Source organism: Clostridium sp. UBA7791 (assembly GCF_002480755.1).
Lineage (GTDB): Bacteria > Bacillota > Clostridia > Clostridiales > Clostridiaceae > Clostridium_J > Clostridium_J sulfidigenes.
The window spans coordinates 729,960-746,822 of sequence record NZ_DLCT01000003.1 but is presented as its reverse complement, the minus strand read 5'-3'; the positions used below and the strand labels follow the sequence as shown (position 1 = coordinate 746,822).

Annotated in this window: 7 protein-coding genes; 2 read left to right on the top strand and 5 right to left on the bottom strand. The window is 29.0% G+C overall.

The window, feature by feature from the left end:
- Positions 1-42: 42 nt before the first annotated feature.
- Together B3Z56_RS05145 and B3Z56_RS05140 are read right to left on the bottom strand one after the other, a co-directional pair.
- The gene (locus tag B3Z56_RS05145; protein ID WP_346878379.1) at positions 43-8,658 is read right to left on the bottom strand and encodes a GH36-type glycosyl hydrolase domain-containing protein; all 8,616 of its coding nucleotides are present in this window, start codon (positions 8,656-8,658) and stop codon (positions 43-45) included.
- A gap of 294 nt (positions 8,659-8,952) precedes the next feature.
- Positions 8,953-10,254 carry a M18 family aminopeptidase gene (locus B3Z56_RS05140; protein WP_346848939.1) on the bottom strand — a complete coding sequence of 434 codons (1,302 nt, stop codon included), beginning with the start codon at positions 10,252-10,254 and terminating at the stop codon, positions 8,953-8,955.
- A gap of 153 nt (positions 10,255-10,407) precedes the next feature.
- On the opposite strand from B3Z56_RS05140, the gene B3Z56_RS05135 reads away from it, so the two are divergent.
- Positions 10,408-11,586: a cation diffusion facilitator family transporter gene (locus B3Z56_RS05135; protein WP_035132558.1), complete on the top strand. Its 1,179-nt coding sequence runs from the start codon at positions 10,408-10,410 to the stop codon at positions 11,584-11,586.
- A 75-nt stretch (positions 11,587-11,661) separates the two neighbouring features.
- Positions 11,662-12,750 (top strand): PRK06851 family protein, encoded by a 1,089-nt coding sequence (locus B3Z56_RS05130; RefSeq protein ID WP_346878378.1) that lies wholly within the window; start codon positions 11,662-11,664, stop codon positions 12,748-12,750.
- Between the two features lie 46 nt (positions 12,751-12,796).
- Here B3Z56_RS05130 and B3Z56_RS05125 read toward each other — a convergent pair whose 3' ends face one another.
- From B3Z56_RS05125 to B3Z56_RS05115, 3 genes are all read right to left on the bottom strand, one after another.
- Positions 12,797-14,917, bottom strand: coding sequence for a HelD family protein (locus tag B3Z56_RS05125; RefSeq protein ID WP_346878377.1), 2,121 nt, complete (start codon positions 14,915-14,917; stop codon positions 12,797-12,799).
- 127 nt (positions 14,918-15,044) lie between these two features.
- The gene (locus B3Z56_RS05120) at positions 15,045-16,136 is read right to left on the bottom strand and encodes a dipeptide epimerase (RefSeq protein ID WP_035132568.1); all 1,092 of its coding nucleotides are present in this window, start codon (positions 16,134-16,136) and stop codon (positions 15,045-15,047) included.
- A 247-nt stretch (positions 16,137-16,383) separates the two neighbouring features.
- Complete coding sequence (locus B3Z56_RS05115; RefSeq protein ID WP_346848936.1) at positions 16,384-16,758, bottom strand: PqqD family protein; 375 nt, start codon at positions 16,756-16,758, stop codon at positions 16,384-16,386.
- Positions 16,759-16,863: the final 105 nt, after the last annotated feature.

Genomic DNA, 16,863 nt, shown 5'->3' with positions numbered 1-16,863 from the left:
AAAATATAGGAATTGCTTTAATGGCAATTCCTATATTTTTTATTAAATATTTATTTTTACTTCATGTTCTCCATCAGAGGTAACAGGTATTATATCTCCTTCTATAACATTTCCATCTAAAGTTATGGTAGAATTACCACTTCTAATTACTTTGATATGATATACAGCATTTCCATATACATAGTCTATAGAGTATTCTTTAAAGTCTTTAGGTACACATGGTTTAATTTTAAACCCTTTTCCCTCTATTAATCTAAAACCCAATATGTGTTCTAATGCGATAGTATACATCCAACCTGAGCTTCCAGTATACCAACTCCATCCGCCTCTTCCTTCATGAGGTTCCACCGAATATATATCTGCAGCCATAACATAAGGCTCTGTCTTAAATACATTTGCTTCCTCTATGTTTAAACTATGATTTATAGGATTTAGCATGGAATATATGTTATATGCTTCTTCTCCTCTTCCTAGTTTTGCAAGAGCTAAAGCTACCCACGCAACTCCATGGGTATATTGTCCTCCATTTTCCCTTACTCCAGGTACATATCCTTTTATATATCCTGGTTTTAAATCTGATTTATCAAAAGGTGGGCTCAATAGTAATATAATTTTTTCTTTAGGCTTTACTAAATATTTTTCTAAAGAACTCATAGCTATATTAGCTCTTTCCTTATCTCCTGCTTCTGATATTACAGACCAACATTGTGATAGGGCATCTATTTTACATTCCTGATTTTCATGAGATCCTAGTGGAGTGCCATCATCAAAGTAAGCACGTTTATACCAACTTCCATCCCATCCATGAATCTCTAGATTTTCTTTAATAAAATCCATAGTCTTAATATATTTTTCATAATTATCCTCATCCCTTTTATATATGCATAGATCCTTAAAATCTTTTAATATAGCATATAGGAACCAGCCAAGCCAGATACTCTCTCCCTTACCTTTATTTCCTACAGTGCTCATTCCATCATTCCAATCTCCACTTCCCATGAGAGGAATATTATGGGAACCAAACTTTAAGCTTCTATTTATAGCTCTTATACAGTGATTGTATAAGGACTCTTTTAAATCTGATTTTGATGATACATTATACCTTTCATCTTCTCCTTCTCTTAAAGGCTCATCCTTTAAATATCCAATCTCTTCATCTAAAATCTTATAATCTCCAGTGGTTTTAACATATATACAAGTAACATAAGGTAACCATAATAAATCATCACTAAATCTAGTTCTTATTCCACTATTTACAACTGGATGCCACCAATGTTGCACATCTCCTTCTTCAAATTGTCTAGTAGCACTATAAAGAATTTGATTTCTAGCAATTTCAGGCTGTATATAAATCATTGGAATGGAGTCTTGTAATTGATCTCTAAATCCATAAGCTCCTCCACATTGATAAAATGCTGTTCTTGAAAATAATCTACAACTGATAGTTTCATAAGGAAGCCAACCATTAATCATGAAATCTAAAGCTTTATCCTCTGTTTTTATCTTTATCTTAGTTAAAAGCCTTTCCCAATAGCCTTTTACCATTTCTAACTCTTTCTCAACTCTAGTTATATCTGAAAACTCTTCAAGGGAATTTTGAATTCCTTCAATACTGTCTTCTGCTCCTAAGACAATTACCAGTGATTTTTCTTCATTAGCTCCTAATCTTAAGTAAACTTTCTCACTAAGTACTGGTTCTAATCCTGAACCACACCTTCCTGATAAGCTTATAGTGTTCTGTTCAGGTAAAGAATCCATATATTCTTTACTTACAATAAAATCTCTTTCATCTCCACTAAAACTTTCATTTTTTCCTCCACTTATTTTTAAATAAACATGACTAGATGAAAAATCACTACTATATGGATTGATTCCATATATGTATTTGTTTTCTTTATCTATTACAGTGTAAATCTTCTTATAATTGTTTTCTCTTAAATCTCCTAGACACAATCTTGCAATATAAGTAATTGCTATATTTCTCTCCTTATCTACTAAGTTATTTAAGCTAACCTTAATAAGCTTTGCACTTCTCTCCTTTGAAGGAAATACAGTAATTTCCCCCAGTATTCCACTTTTACAATGAGTAAATTTGGAATATCCAAATCCATGAGTTATTACATACTCTCCTTTATCTCTTATTGGTTCAGGAGTTATTGACCAAAGTTTATCCCCTTCTTCTAGGTATAAAACTTCACTAGGGGTATCTTCAATGAAATCATTATTCCAAGGAGTAATTTTAAATTCTCTACTATTTTTATACCAAGTATAGCTACTACCAGACTCACTTATATTAAATCCAAATCTATTATTATTGGCTATAACATTTATCCAAGGAGCTGGTGTAGACATTCCGTCCTTTAGTATAATTGTATATTCTCCCTCATTATTAAAACCTCCATATCCATTAAAAAAACTTAACTCTGAAGTTTCTACTTTAGGGATATTACTATCACTATAACTTAAATTAGCTTCTTTTAGTTCACTCATTTCCCAGATATACTTTCTTGAGTCATATGGATAATCTTCATTTTTCATGGCTTTTTCAATTTGTTTTAATAAAGGCCCTTCTGATCCGTCTACGATTATTGCTGCAATAGAATAAAGCAAATTCAAATCTTCTTTAGACATTTTTTCATTATTAATTATAAATATGCCACCTGAAGTATTTTCTCGTCCATTTAAAGAGCTATTCAATATTATTCTTTTTAGTGCATTATCTAGAGGCTTTTCATAGCTTATTTCCTCTTCATTAATGACTACAATATCAAACTTTAATCCCTTTTCTTCTAAATATCCATGGCAATTTATAAGCTGTCTTAAGATATCACTTTCCTTTTCCTTGTTAATAGTTAACAATACAATAGGTAAATCTCCTGAAATTCCATAGGCCCAGAGATTTCTTTGACTTCTACTTAGATTAATTAGGTTGTTTATTCTCTTTGTATAACTAAAGTTATTAAATAATATACTACTTGCAAACCGCTCATAAATAATCCCTTGTGTTGGTTTTATTCCTTTATTAATAAGACTTTTTTCTACACTTAAAGCAGATCTTAGGGCACTTTCCTCTAGAATATTACTATCTTGATAATTTCTTGAATTATTTAATACATCCTCCCTAGAGTTTCCTGTAATTGTTATATATTTTATAGATTTGCTTTCACCTTTAGGAATTTTTATTATTCTTTTAATTGCAATTATAGGATCTAATACATTGCCTACATTATTTTTTAAAGGTTCATTTTCTTCTAAAGCTATAGGATTTTCTTTTGAATGATTTCTTCCTATAAAACTTAGCCTTGCCGTATCATACTCTGTTTTAAATCCCTCTTCACCTAGTGTACTTTCAAGAGTATATATGTCCCTGTCTTTTTCGCTACGAGGTCTGCGTTTTGCAAGTATTCCACTTAATTCATCTATATACTCTGTAGTAATAAATAAATTCCCAAAAGTAGGATGTGATATATCTCCACTGTATCCTTGTAAAACTACTTCACTATAGCTAATAACTTCTATGATTTTTTCTTCACTACCATTATTTTTTATATCAATAGTCCTAATTTCACAATTATCTTCAGGAATTACTTGAACTATAGTATTTATTTCTAGATCTCTCCAGTATTTTATGAATTCTGCCTTATACAAATAGAAATTAACTTCATATTTATCTCCTTGCTCTTTACAAGGTTCATAGGTAGAAGATGTATATTCATTAGAATTAGTGTCTTTAATATAAAAAAACTTTCCCCAACTACTACGAATCAAATCTTCTTTCCATCTATATACCATTACATTTTTAAACTTAGAGTAGCCACCACCTGCCGTATTTAATAGGATGTTATAATTTTTATTCCCCAGAAGTATGGTTTGGGGATACTTACTTTCTCCAAATTTAAATGTTCTATGGATGGAATATTGCCTTTGCACTTCTTTCACTTCTTGTAAATTATCTTCTTTTCTATCATAGACCACATTCTTACTTATCTTCTCTTGAAGCAATATATCTACAGCTCTGATCATGGGAATTCTATGAAATCTTCTTTGAATAATATTATTATTCATAACATTATCTAAAGCCAACAAACTCATTCCTAAATGATGTATCATATAGCATTTTACTATTTCAAACTTTTTATTTTTTATCCTTTTATCTGTATAATCTATAGCTTCATAAAATCCATATTTTCCATAACATTCAAGTTTTAATAGACTTCTTATATTTGCCATAGACTTAGGTATATTTTCCATAAGCCCCATGATAGTAGAATATGGTGATACTACTAACTCTTCTTCTAATCCTCTTTTTATACCAATTTTAGGTACACCGAAGGCTTTATATTGATAATTTAAATCTACATCAAATTTATAGTAGGCACTTTCTGAAATACCAAAAGGAACCTTCCTCTTATCTCCATATCTTATTTGACCTTCCATTACAGACCTATAAGTTTCATCTAACATAGAATTCCTATAATTTTTCATTAAAATCCTTGGCATAAAGTATTCAAACATGGTTCCACTCCAGCTAGCCAATCCTTTTCTACCATACATTAAAGTTAATGATCTATTTAAAGCAAACCAATGAGATGTTGGAACTATTCCCTTAGCCACTGCAATAAAACTTGTTGTTCTAGCTTCTGATGCCAATAAGTCATAGTAATTACTACTTAATGATTCATTGTCTACATCATAGCCTATATGAAATAACTTTCTTTCATCATTATACAAAAATTTAAAATCTGTATTATCTATAATTCTATTTATTTCGGCTTCAATTTTTGTAAATTGTTTTAATAGTGTTCCTACTCTTTCTTTACATAAATCTATATTCTTATTTATTCTTTCTAATTGAAATTCATTTAAATTATTAGATATAAAATTAAACCCTTTTATAATATCATATATATGCCCTAAACTATCACTACTAATAATTCTAATTATATTTTCATACTTGCTTCTAGGTAATAGCTTTATATCATCTATGAATGGAAATAAAAATTTAATTTCACTTAAATAGTCTTTTATATTATCTAATAGTTTTTTATTCCAATAAGTACTATCTATATTTTCTATATCTTCCTGTACAATATCTTCAAAGTTATTTAACATATTATAAAAAGTTAATATATCTTTTCCTTCTCTTTTTATTCTTTCAATAACATTAAGGTACATATATTTTTTTCTTTCATCTTCCAGCTCTTCCATGGCAAGATAAACAGTATCCTCTATGCCTTCAACTCTATTATTAAAGTAAGGTGTGTTTCTTAATTCTTTTAGTGCTTCTTCTATGGTATATAAATAAGATACTAGATTTCCACTATCTACTGTAGAAACATATTTAGGTAATAGAGGACTAAGTGTCTCCACATCATACCAATTATAAAAATGCCCTTTACAGGTTTCTAGCCTTTTCAAAGTATCTATGGTTTTACCCAAGTTTTCTATACCTTTAACCGTCCCAATGTACCCCATATCTATAGCAACAATATTGGAAATTAAAGTCATACCAATATTAGTAGGAGAAGTTCTCATAGCTAATCCTCTATATGGTTCTTCCTGATAATTATCCCCGCCAAGATAGTTAGTATCCTCAGTGACAAAGTCTTCAAAATATGCCCAAATCCTTCTAGTTAACCTTTTTAAAACCTTATTATCGTCTTCACTTAATTTTACTGTTTCATCATTAATATTCTGACCTATAATATAAGCTATTATTGGACTAATAACCCATATAATACAACTTGGTATCATTACATAAAAGGTATCCAAGCCACTTCTCCATGCTACCACCATAATACATAAAGCTATTACTATCTCTTGCCACATGTATTTAAAATAACTTATAAAGTCTTTTCCTGAAGACCTTTCTGCTTCCTCAGCCGTTTGCCATTGTAATAAGTTTTTTTTACTTATTATTAATCTGTATAGTGTTCTTATAATAGCATCTACCATTAAATATGCTTTAAAAGGAAGAAAAGCATATATAAAAAATACTTGCTTTAAAGCCATTTGGAAATTCTGAACTTTTCCACTTAGACTTATTCCATTTATAGGCGAAACTATATTTTCTGACATATTAAATAGAATAGGTGTTATTAAAGCAATGAAAGCTGACATATACCACTTATCTATACCATCAGGAAGGATTCCTGCTAAAGAGCAAAGTAATAAAATTAACATAGAAGGAGCCATTAAGCTTCTTCTTAAATTATCTATCATCTTCCACTTAGATAATCTATTTAATTTATTTTTCTTTAATATGTATGGTAATAGTTGCCAATCACCTCTCACCCATCTATGAAGTCTTTTACAACTTGCAATAAAGTTAGAAGGATATCCATCTACTAACTCCACATCTGTAAGCAAAGCCGTTCTTGCCAAAGATCCTTCTAATAAATCATGACTTAGAACTTGATTTTCTTCAATTACTCCATGAGTTACCTTTGTAAATACATCCACATCATATATGGCCTTACCAGTAAAAATACCCTCTCCAAATAAGTCTTGATATACATCAGATATTGCAAATGTATATATATCAATACCAGCTTCTCCTGAAAATACTTTAGAAAAATAAGTTTTATTAGCACTTTCTAAATCTATACCAACTTTAGGTTGTATTACTCCATACCCTCTCCAAACAGTTCCATCTTCCTTTGTATAAGCTCTATTTAACGGGTGAAGCATTGCTCCAATTAAAATCTTTGCTGATTCTCTTGGAAGTATGGTATCTCCGTCTAAAGTTATAACATACTTTACTTTAAAAAGTTTTTCCACACCTTCACTTAAAACACTATAAGTGGTATTTTTATCTCCTCTTATAAACTTATTAAACTCTTCTAGTTTTCCTCTTTTTCGCTCCCAACCTAGCCACTTATTCTCCTTTTCATTAAACCTTCTATGTCTGCATAAAAAGAAAAAACGACCACTATCTTCATTATACTTTGTATTTAACTTATTAATTTCTTCTAAACAAAATTTAGATATCACTTCGTCTTCTGCTTCTTTTTCTCTATGACTATCTATAAAATCTCCCAAGATAGCAAAATATAGATTTTCATCATTATTTCCTAAATAATAAGTTTCTAAATTACTCATTAAACTTTCAGCTTTCTCTATACTTTCTATTAGAGTAGGAACTACTACACAGGTGATTCCTTCTTTAGGAATTCTATCGGATATATTAATTTTAGGTAATACATTAGGTGTGCTTAAATTAGTAATACTCCAATTTAAGATGGATACCACAACCTCACTGAGCGGTATAATAGTAACTATTCCAGATAAAATATATTTAGATATTGATATATTTGTATCATTTATATAGCTCCAAGTTATAAATCCTCCCGATAGTATGCCTGTAAGAATAACAATAGTTCCTATATAAATACCAACAGCTCTTCCCTTTATCATATTTTTTAACTTTTCAAATCCTTTAAAATCAATATTCAAAATATGATTTAGCTTTTCTCTACCACTATCAGTTAGATAATATCCCACATGATTTTCAAATTCTTTATCATTATTTACTTCTGCACACTGTAGTACTTTTCTAGCAACAAATGTCTCAGAAATTTTATTTTGTCTAGCTATTTTTTCTAAAACATGTCTATAATAGTCCTTGGAATAAAAATCCATAGTACTATAAACCATAGCAGGATCTTTACTTAATATTTCTTCTACTTTATTGCTAATATTAAATACTTCTTCCCAATTTATATCATCTAAATTTCTTAAGCCATTAATGCTACTACTAATGGCTATAGAATAGATACCATCACTTTTATTAGAATCTATAATAATTTTATCTAAAGTAATTTCATTTTCGCTTAATTTATCTTCTATCCATAAATTTAATTCATCGTAATTTACTCCATTATCTCTTAAAACTCTTATTAATGCATCCGCAAAGTATTCTGTAAATTTAATATTGTTCTCAGATATGAAATCCATAGCTCTCTTCATATTTTCTTCATTATAATACTTAATAATCCTATCAGCTAATCTTTCTCCTCTATGTCTATCATTAGCTTTATCCACTATCAATACTGAGCTTTTTCCTATTATCTCTAAATAGGCTATTTTAAGCATTATAGGTAAAGCCCATAATTCTCCCATGGTTAATATGGTTGTTTCTTGATATCTTTTTAAAAACTTATTAATATTATCCCTAGTTAGCTTATCCCTATAAATTCCCAATATTTCTCTTGATACAGCATAAATTCTAGGATATCCTTTTAATGCTCCACTTTTTAGTATAGGTAGTGATTTTAAATATTTCTTTGATAAATGTTTTTTTATAAATTTATATTCTTTTTCAATAACATAGATATTATCTAATATCCATTGTGTTCCTTTTATCTTGAAATACTCTCTATTTTCATCCACTTTAAACAAATTATGGCACCCCAATATATTATTAAAATGCTTATCTAAATTGGAAATTAAATCATTCCTACTTATTTTTTCAATTTCTCTATGGTCTCTGGCTATATCATCAATAGCATCTTCCAATTTTTCTTTATTTTCTGCTAAAAAACTATTGTCACTAATCTTAATATAGGCTCTTCTCTTATTTCTATTTTTGATTACGTACATAAGAAGAACTATACTTAGTATAAGTATTAAATTTACTAAAATAAATATGTGCTCCATGGTGCTATCCCCTTTCAATGATGCTCAACTATTATTATTACCAAATTAACTTAAATCTATAATAGTAAATATTTTCCTATCCTATAGATTAGCTTTCTCCTATAGCTAAATAAAAGCCATCTAAGAAAAGTAACTTTATATCTTACTTATCTTAAATGGCTTCTTTATATATGCTATTGTGAACTACCTTTAGTTAATCCTCTATAACTACCTGGTTGCACATTAAATTTTACTTCTTTCCCATCACTAGTTTCAATAATTATTCCTTTGTTACAAGGAGTTTCTATAATTATATTATATTTTGTAAAACTCTACAAAGGATTTTGCTACATAACTATGATCCTTAACTCCTGCAAACTCTCTTATAGAATGCATAGCAAGGGTTGGATTTCCAATATCTACAGAACGTATATTCAAATGGGTTGAAGAAATTGGTCCTATGGTTGAACCACCTCTTAAGTCTGAACGATTCACAAACTTTTGTACTGGTACCCCTGCTTTATTACAAATAGATTCATATACAGCAGAAGAATCTGAATCACTAGTATATGCACAATTCGCATTTATCTTTATAACAGGACCTTTATTTACAATTGGTCTATTAGTCGGATCTGCCTTTTCTGGACTATTAGGATGAACTGCGTGAGCATTATCTGCCGAAATAATAAAGGATCTGCTAAGTGCTCTAAAGAACTCTTCTCTCCCTTTTCCAAGACAAAGAGCAATTCTTTCTAAAATATTTGCTAACATATCAGAATCGGCTCCTTGTTTTGTAGAGCTTCCAACTTCTTCATTATCAAAACATACCATTACATTTATGCCCTCAGTTATTGGAGCTTCTTTTAGTGCCTCAATTCCAGCATGAACCATTTGAAGATCATCTAATCTACCTGAAGATATAAATTCATCTTTTAATCCAACAATACATCCCTTTTCAAATTCATAAAGGAATAAATCAAAATCTATAATATCCTCTTTATTTACCTTCATTTCCTCAGCTAATATGTTTATTAATGCATTATCCTTTTCTAATTCTTCAGTTACCATTGCAAGTAGTGGAAGAGTATCTTTTTGTGGATTTAATTCTCCTCCAGAATTGGCTTCCCTATTCATATGAATTGCTAAGCTAGGTATTATTAATATTGGTTTCTTTATGTTAACTAACCTTAACTCTGGATTAAGTAAATTTTCACCTTTTAAAGCAACTCTTCCTGCTACAGCTAGTGGTCTATCCATCCATGTACTTCTTATTAAACCACCATAAACCTCAGTATTTAATTTAATATAATTATTTTCTGATATAATTTCACTATTTGGTTTTATTCTAAATGTAGGTGAATCTGTATGAGCACCTATAATTTTAAATCCATGGTTCTCAACCTCACCATTACCTACAGTAAATGCAATTAATGCAGAACCATTTTTAGTAGTATAATATTTACCACCCTTTTCTAATATCCATTTATCCTCTTCATTTAATTCCTTAAAATCACAACCTTCAAGAGAATCTTTAACATTTTTCACTGCATGAAAAGCAGTAGGGCTTTCATACAAAAAATCTATAAGTTCTTTAGCAAACTTCAATTCTTTTGACATAATTAATCCCCTCCTTAAAACGAAATACTAGTAATAGTATACCAAACTTTTACTACATTTCCTATGAATTTTGTGATTTTCCCTAATTTATAACATGCTCTCGTGTTATACTATAGTTATGAGAAAAAATATATTGATAAAGAGGTGTAATAATTGATTTCTCAAAAACTTATAACAAAATTTATTAAAAATAGTGAAGATATAAAAAATAAAAAAGTCAGAGAACGCTATGGATATCTTGGTGGAGTTGTTGGTATTTTAGTAAATCTAGTTTTATTTTTAATTAAAATCACTGCTGGACTTTTAGTTAATAGTATTGCTGTAATTGCTGATGCTTTTAATAATCTCTCCGATGTTGGTGCTTCATTAGTAACCATCTTTGGCTTTAAACTTTCAAGCAAACCAGCGGATAAAGAACATCCCTTTGGACATGGACGAATTGAGTACATTTCTGGTCTTATAGTTGCATTTTTAGTAATATTAGTTGGCTTTGAATTCATAAAAAGCTCTTTTGAGAGAATTAAAAATCCTGTTCCTGTAGAATTTTCACTACTTCCATTTATTCTTTTAATCATATCTATATCATTTAAAGTATGGTTAAGTAGGTTCTATAGAGGTATAGGTAACAAAATAAATTCTTCCGCTCTTAAAGCTTCTTCTGTAGACTCAATAAGTGATGTAATATCTTCTTCTACTGTAGTTATATCACTACTAATCTCAAAATTCACATCACTTCCTATAGACGGATATATTGGTTTAGTTGTTTCCTTAGTAATTCTTTATGCAGGATATAACCTAATTAAAGATACTTTAAACCCATTACTTGGAGTTGCTCCTGATAATGATTTAGTAGAAGATATTCAAAAAATGTTATTATCCTATGAACATATAGATGGTGTTCATGACTTGCTAGTTCATAATTATGGTCCTGGAAGAATAATTGCTTCTATTCACGCTGAAGTTCCTCTTGATATTTCTGTTGTTGCTGCTCATGAGGTTATAGATAGAGCTGAAAAGGAAATTTCTTCTGAACTGGGTATATATCTGCTAATTCATATGGATCCAGTAACTACAAAGGATGAAGAGATTCTTAGTGCAAAAAGAGAATTGGAAGAAGTTTTAAATAAAATTCCTCATATATCTTCTTTTCATGATTTTAGAGTAGTAGGTGAAGGTGACTATAAAAACCTAATATTTGATGTAGTAGTTAAGGATGATTTTATAATAACTAAAGAATCAGAACTTAAATTACAAAAACAAATAAATGAGGAAATTAAGAAAGTTTCTCCAAATCACAACGCAATAATTACCGTAGATGCATCTTTTATCTAATTAATTTGAATTTTTATTAACCATTTTTAACTTATATAATATTATGATAGTGTAGAAATCATTGGAGGATTAATTATGACTGGAATATCCACTCACTATTTTTTAGGTGGCAATACCGGAAAAGGCTTTTACTCTTACTTTAATTATATTATTTCCCAAAAGGATGCAACTAGAATTATTTGCTTAAAGGGAGGTCCTGGTACAGGAAAATCTTCCCTTATGAAAAAAATTGGAAAACACTACATTGATAGAGGATATGATGTAGAATTTCATCATTGTTCTTCTGATAGTGATTCTTTAGATGGAGTTCTAATTAAAGAATTAAAAGTAGCTATGCTTGATGGCACATCTCCCCATATGATAGACCCTATTACTCCTGGTGCTGTAGATGATATAGTAAATATGGGCATATGTTTAAAAGAAGAGAATTTTAAGAACATAAAATTTAACATTCTAGCTGTGAATAAAGAAATTGGAAATTCCTTTAGAAGAGCTTACAGATTTTTTGCTGCGGCTAAATCTATTTATGATGATTGGTATACCTTTAATAATGAAGCTTTAAATCTTTATGAACTTAATATTTTAAAAGAAAATTTGAAGAATAGAATTCTTCCTAATACATTCTCATCACTGGGTAAAAAACGCCACTTATTTGCAACAGGATTTACTCCAAAGGGAGTTATAACTTATATTCATAATATAGTAGAAGACATGTCCAGTGTTTATGTACTTAAAGGCTCTCCTGGAACTGGCAAAACTCGTGTTCTTGAATATATTGCAGATGAAGCTACTCGAAGGGGTCTAGATGTAGAGATTCTACACACTCCACTAAATCCTGAAAAAATTGAACATTTATTAATTCCTGAATTAAATGTTGCTCTAGTAACATCAAATGAAATTACCAAAATAGAATTTCATGGCGAGGAATATGATATGGATAGTCTATTAGATGCAAATTATATTGAAAAAAAACAAGATGATATAGACGATATTTCTTCCATTTTTTACATCCTACTTCAAAAAGGTCTTGATTGTATAAAAATAGCTAAAGATTTACATGATGAATTAGAGGAATTCTATGTTCCTAATATGGATTTTAATAAGGCTGACCAAATATATGAAGAAGTATTAAATAAAATTCAAGGATATGAAGATAGCTTATAATATATTAAAAATAAAAAGTAATAGCACCCTGTGATGCTATTACTTTTTATTTCTTAATAACTATTAAATTATGAAGTGCTCTTGTACACATTATATACATTAGATTGTCCTTGTATCTTTCTTGGATGTCCTCTTCAATTATAATAGCTCCATCAAATTCTAAGCCTTTTGCATAATAACTAGGCATAATCATAGTTCCCTCAGCAATATGAAGATTCTCTTTATCTATAAGCTTTAATGAAATATCTTCTTTTAACAAATCATATATATACTTAGATTGAGATAAATTTTTAGTTATAATAGCTATATTTTCAAGTTTTTTTTTCTTTAAGCTAGTTGCTAGCTCTATAATATATTCTTTTATCTCTTTCTCATCCTTTACTAATATCTCATTAACAGAATCTCCAGTTCTAACCATAGGTACTATGGAAATATCATCTATATATATATTACTATATTCCATGATTTCTTTAGTTGAACGATAACTTTTATTTAACTTAAACATTTCAACTGAATCCTCACTAAATATATCTTTAATACTACTTAAAGAAGAATTATTTTCAATAGGTATTAATTGCTGATTACTATCTCCAACTATAGTCATCGATTTAGTATTTACAAGTTCTTTTAACACTATAAATTGTAGTGGTGAATAATCTTGAGCCTCGTCGATTACTAAATGTTTAATTTCTCTATTAAGCCTTAAGCCCATGAGTTTAGCTTTTAAGTATAATATAGCAACCAAGTCTTCTTCTGTATATTCTTTATCACCATTAAATTCTTCATATATATTTTCTATATTTTTTCCATCTAAATAACTTAATGTAGCTTTTACTTCTATTACATCTCTTACTAATTCTCTTATTTCTAATTTTCTTTTGAATTCTAAATCATTTATATGAAGTATTAATTCTTCAGGGGTAAACTCTTTCTTTTTCTCTTTATACTTCATTTCAATAAATCTAAATTCTTCATCTCTCGCATCACTAATTCTAGAGAATAAAATTCTTTTAATTTTTTTACTTCTTCTAAATAACGGTAGTGAAGTAAAGTCTTTTGTAAACATGGTTTTTATTTCTTCTTTAGTTGCTATAACTTTATCTCTAAAGAAAACTCCATGGCTAAAATAACTATCTTCTTCTAGTTTAATAACAAGTCTATCTAGATCCTCCATAAACTTTAAGGACCTCTTATAAATAATTTTTTTCTCAAAACCTTTATCTTTATTAAGAATTCTTTCCATAACATCTTTAATATCTATAACATCATCTACATCTACTAAATCTAAAGCTAAATCTAAAAATGTAGTTTGAAACACTCCTGTTTCTCCTAAAGTTGGAAGAACATTTGAAATATAATCTATAAATATTCTATTAGGCCCTAAAATTAAAACCTTATTTTCTAAAAGATTTCTGTAATTATAAATTAAATAAGCAACTCTATGAAGTGCAATAGTAGTTTTACCACTTCCAGCTACACCATCTACAACTAGTATCTTATTCTTATCTTGTCTTATAATCTCATTTTGTTCTTGTTGTATAGTCATAACTATGTCTTTAAGCTTATCTGAAGAGTTTTTGCTTAATACCATTTGAAGAATATCATCTTTTATATCGATATTAGAATTAAATAATCCCTCTAATTTACCTCTCTTTATGATATATTGAACCCTTTCTAAAATAGAAGCTGTAATTTCTCCTTCAGGTGAATTATACTGACCAATATTTCCTGAATTATTATAAAAAAGCGCTGAAATTGGAGCTCTCCAATCTATAATTAGTGGTTCAAAGGTTTCCTCTAAAGTTACTCCAAACCTTCCAATGTATATATCTTCTATCCCATAATCTTCTTCTCTAAAAGTAACCTTACCAAAATAAGGAGAAGATTTTAACACTGTTAGTTCTTTTAATTTTCTATCAGTACTTTTAAAATTTTCTTCTTTTACGTAGTTTTCATGGTCAAAATACTCTATTATCTTATCTTCATCATCTTTAAATTCTTCTAAAACATTTTTTCTGTATTCTAATATGGCATTGGTTATATGCTTTCTTTTCTCTATACACTTAAGAATTTCATCATTTATTATTTTTATAACATGTTCTAATCTTTCTTCTTCTATGGCAACCTCTAACTGTTTCTTTAATTGGTCTTTAAGATCATTTGACATAAAACCACTTCCTTTATTAGATTCTTATAATGAATTTTCATAGTAACTTATTATAAGTTCTATATATTAATCTTAAACCCTTTCATCTATGCAAAATTAATATAATATATAGATGGATAAAGTTTACTTATACTATTTCTTCCCAACCTCTTATATCAGTAATTCCAAGACCAGGTTCATCGGACAAAGTGATTTTATTTCCTTCAAAGATTGCTCCTCCAACTATAGGGTCCTCTGCAAAGTATATCATTGTATCTAAATCTGCTGTTATCATATTTCCTCTTGAAGCTGCAAAGCTTGCTGCTGCTGTGATTCCAATTTTACTCTCTAACATACAACCAACCATACACCTTATACCCATGGTATCTGCCATATTGTAAATTCTTATGGCATTTTGTATTCCTCCACATTTCATCAGTTTTATATTGATTAAGTCACAAGCTCTATTCTGAATTACCTTAAAGGCCTCTGGGGATCCAAACACTGATTCGTCAGCTAAAATCATAGTATCCACATTATCTTTAATAAATTTTAATCCTTCGATATCCCAACCTTTAACTGGTTGTTCTACAAACTCTATGTCTAAATCTAATTGCTCTATCTTCTTAATTATCTTTATTGCATCTTTAGGTGACCAGCCTTGATTACCATCAACTCTTACTTTTATTCCTTTTCTAATAGCACGTCTAATAAATTTCACTTTTTCAAAGTCTGATTCTACATTATTTCCAAGTTTTATCTTTATATTAGTATAGCCATCTCTAGTAGCTTCATAGGCTGCATTTATCATATTTTCCATCTTATCATCATCTTGTATAGTTATATCTGTAAGTACCGTTGAATTGAATCCTCCTAATAACTTATACAAAGGAGTATTTACTCCTTTACTCCAAAGATCATATATAGCAATTTCTACAGCTGCTTTTGCACTATTATTTCCTTTAATGCATTCATCCATAACTTTAAAAATGCATTGAAGACACGTAAGATCCATTCCCTTAATAAATGTAGTAATATGTTTAATAGCACCTACAATTGAACTTTCTGTCTCCCCTGTCACTCTTGGTGCTGGAGCTGCACTTCCTATTCCCACATCTCCATTTTCCGTAAAAATCTTTACAACTACTTCGTTAGAATAATTATAAACTCCGTTTTTAGTTACGAATGGTTTTTTTAATGGCATTGTAATTCTACCAACTTTAACATCTGCAATAATCATCTTTATACCCCTACTACTTATAAATTTATATTTTTAATATTATTAATCTATCCGAATTTTATTCATATAAAATATGCTTAAAATAAAATATGATAGATTTTTTACATTTCCGTAAAAATTTCTATCTAGTCAAGTCATAATTATACACCAAAGCCTAAAGTAGTCAAGCTATATAGTAGGTTGTTTTTGTTCAATTTATTTATTTAAATAGTAGATATTACTCTCAATGTCTACATATTTCCTAATATCAACCCTGGTTATGTTTTATTCCTATGAATTTTATCCACCTTTTTTTAGCAATATATCTTATGTACATTACAAGCCTCTCTATAGCTACTTCTTCCGTATCACCTAATCTCCTTGCCATCTCAAGTGCAATGTCATATATACTTCTTTTACCATCTATTAAAGCCCACGCCAGCGATGATTTATCATCAAAAACTATATCACTAAGATTATTTTTTTTCACTAACCATCTTGCGAACTTTTCTATAGGTTTGTTATGTTCAAAGTATAAAGTAACTATATTATTATCATTAATTTTATAGTTATCATGTTCAATTTGGGGAATATATAAAAGAAAATTCTTTTCTTCTTTATTTTGTGTTTTTTTACCTTTCATACAAATCACCTACAAATTAGTTAAGAGCCTCAATGGCTCTTAACTTTAATATTATTCATAATTATATCCATATTTTTTAATATTATAAGAAATATTATCAATAAT

Excerpts from the sequence above, each read along its gene's own strand:
- B3Z56_RS05145 (WP_346878379.1), bottom strand. The coding sequence starts at position 8,658 with ATGGAGCACATATTTATTTTAGTAAATTTAATACTTATACTAAGTATA.
- B3Z56_RS05140 (WP_346848939.1), bottom strand. The coding sequence starts at position 10,254 with ATGTCAAAAGAATTGAAGTTTGCTAAAGAACTTATAGATTTTTTGTAT.
- B3Z56_RS05130 (WP_346878378.1), top strand. The coding sequence starts at position 11,662 with ATGACTGGAATATCCACTCACTATTTTTTAGGTGGCAATACCGGAAAA.
- B3Z56_RS05125 (WP_346878377.1), bottom strand. The coding sequence starts at position 14,917 with ATGTCAAATGATCTTAAAGACCAATTAAAGAAACAGTTAGAGGTTGCC.
- B3Z56_RS05120 (WP_035132568.1), bottom strand. The coding sequence starts at position 16,136 with ATGATTATTGCAGATGTTAAAGTTGGTAGAATTACAATGCCATTAAAA.
- B3Z56_RS05115 (WP_346848936.1), bottom strand. The coding sequence starts at position 16,758 with ATGAAAGGTAAAAAAACACAAAATAAAGAAGAAAAGAATTTTCTTTTA.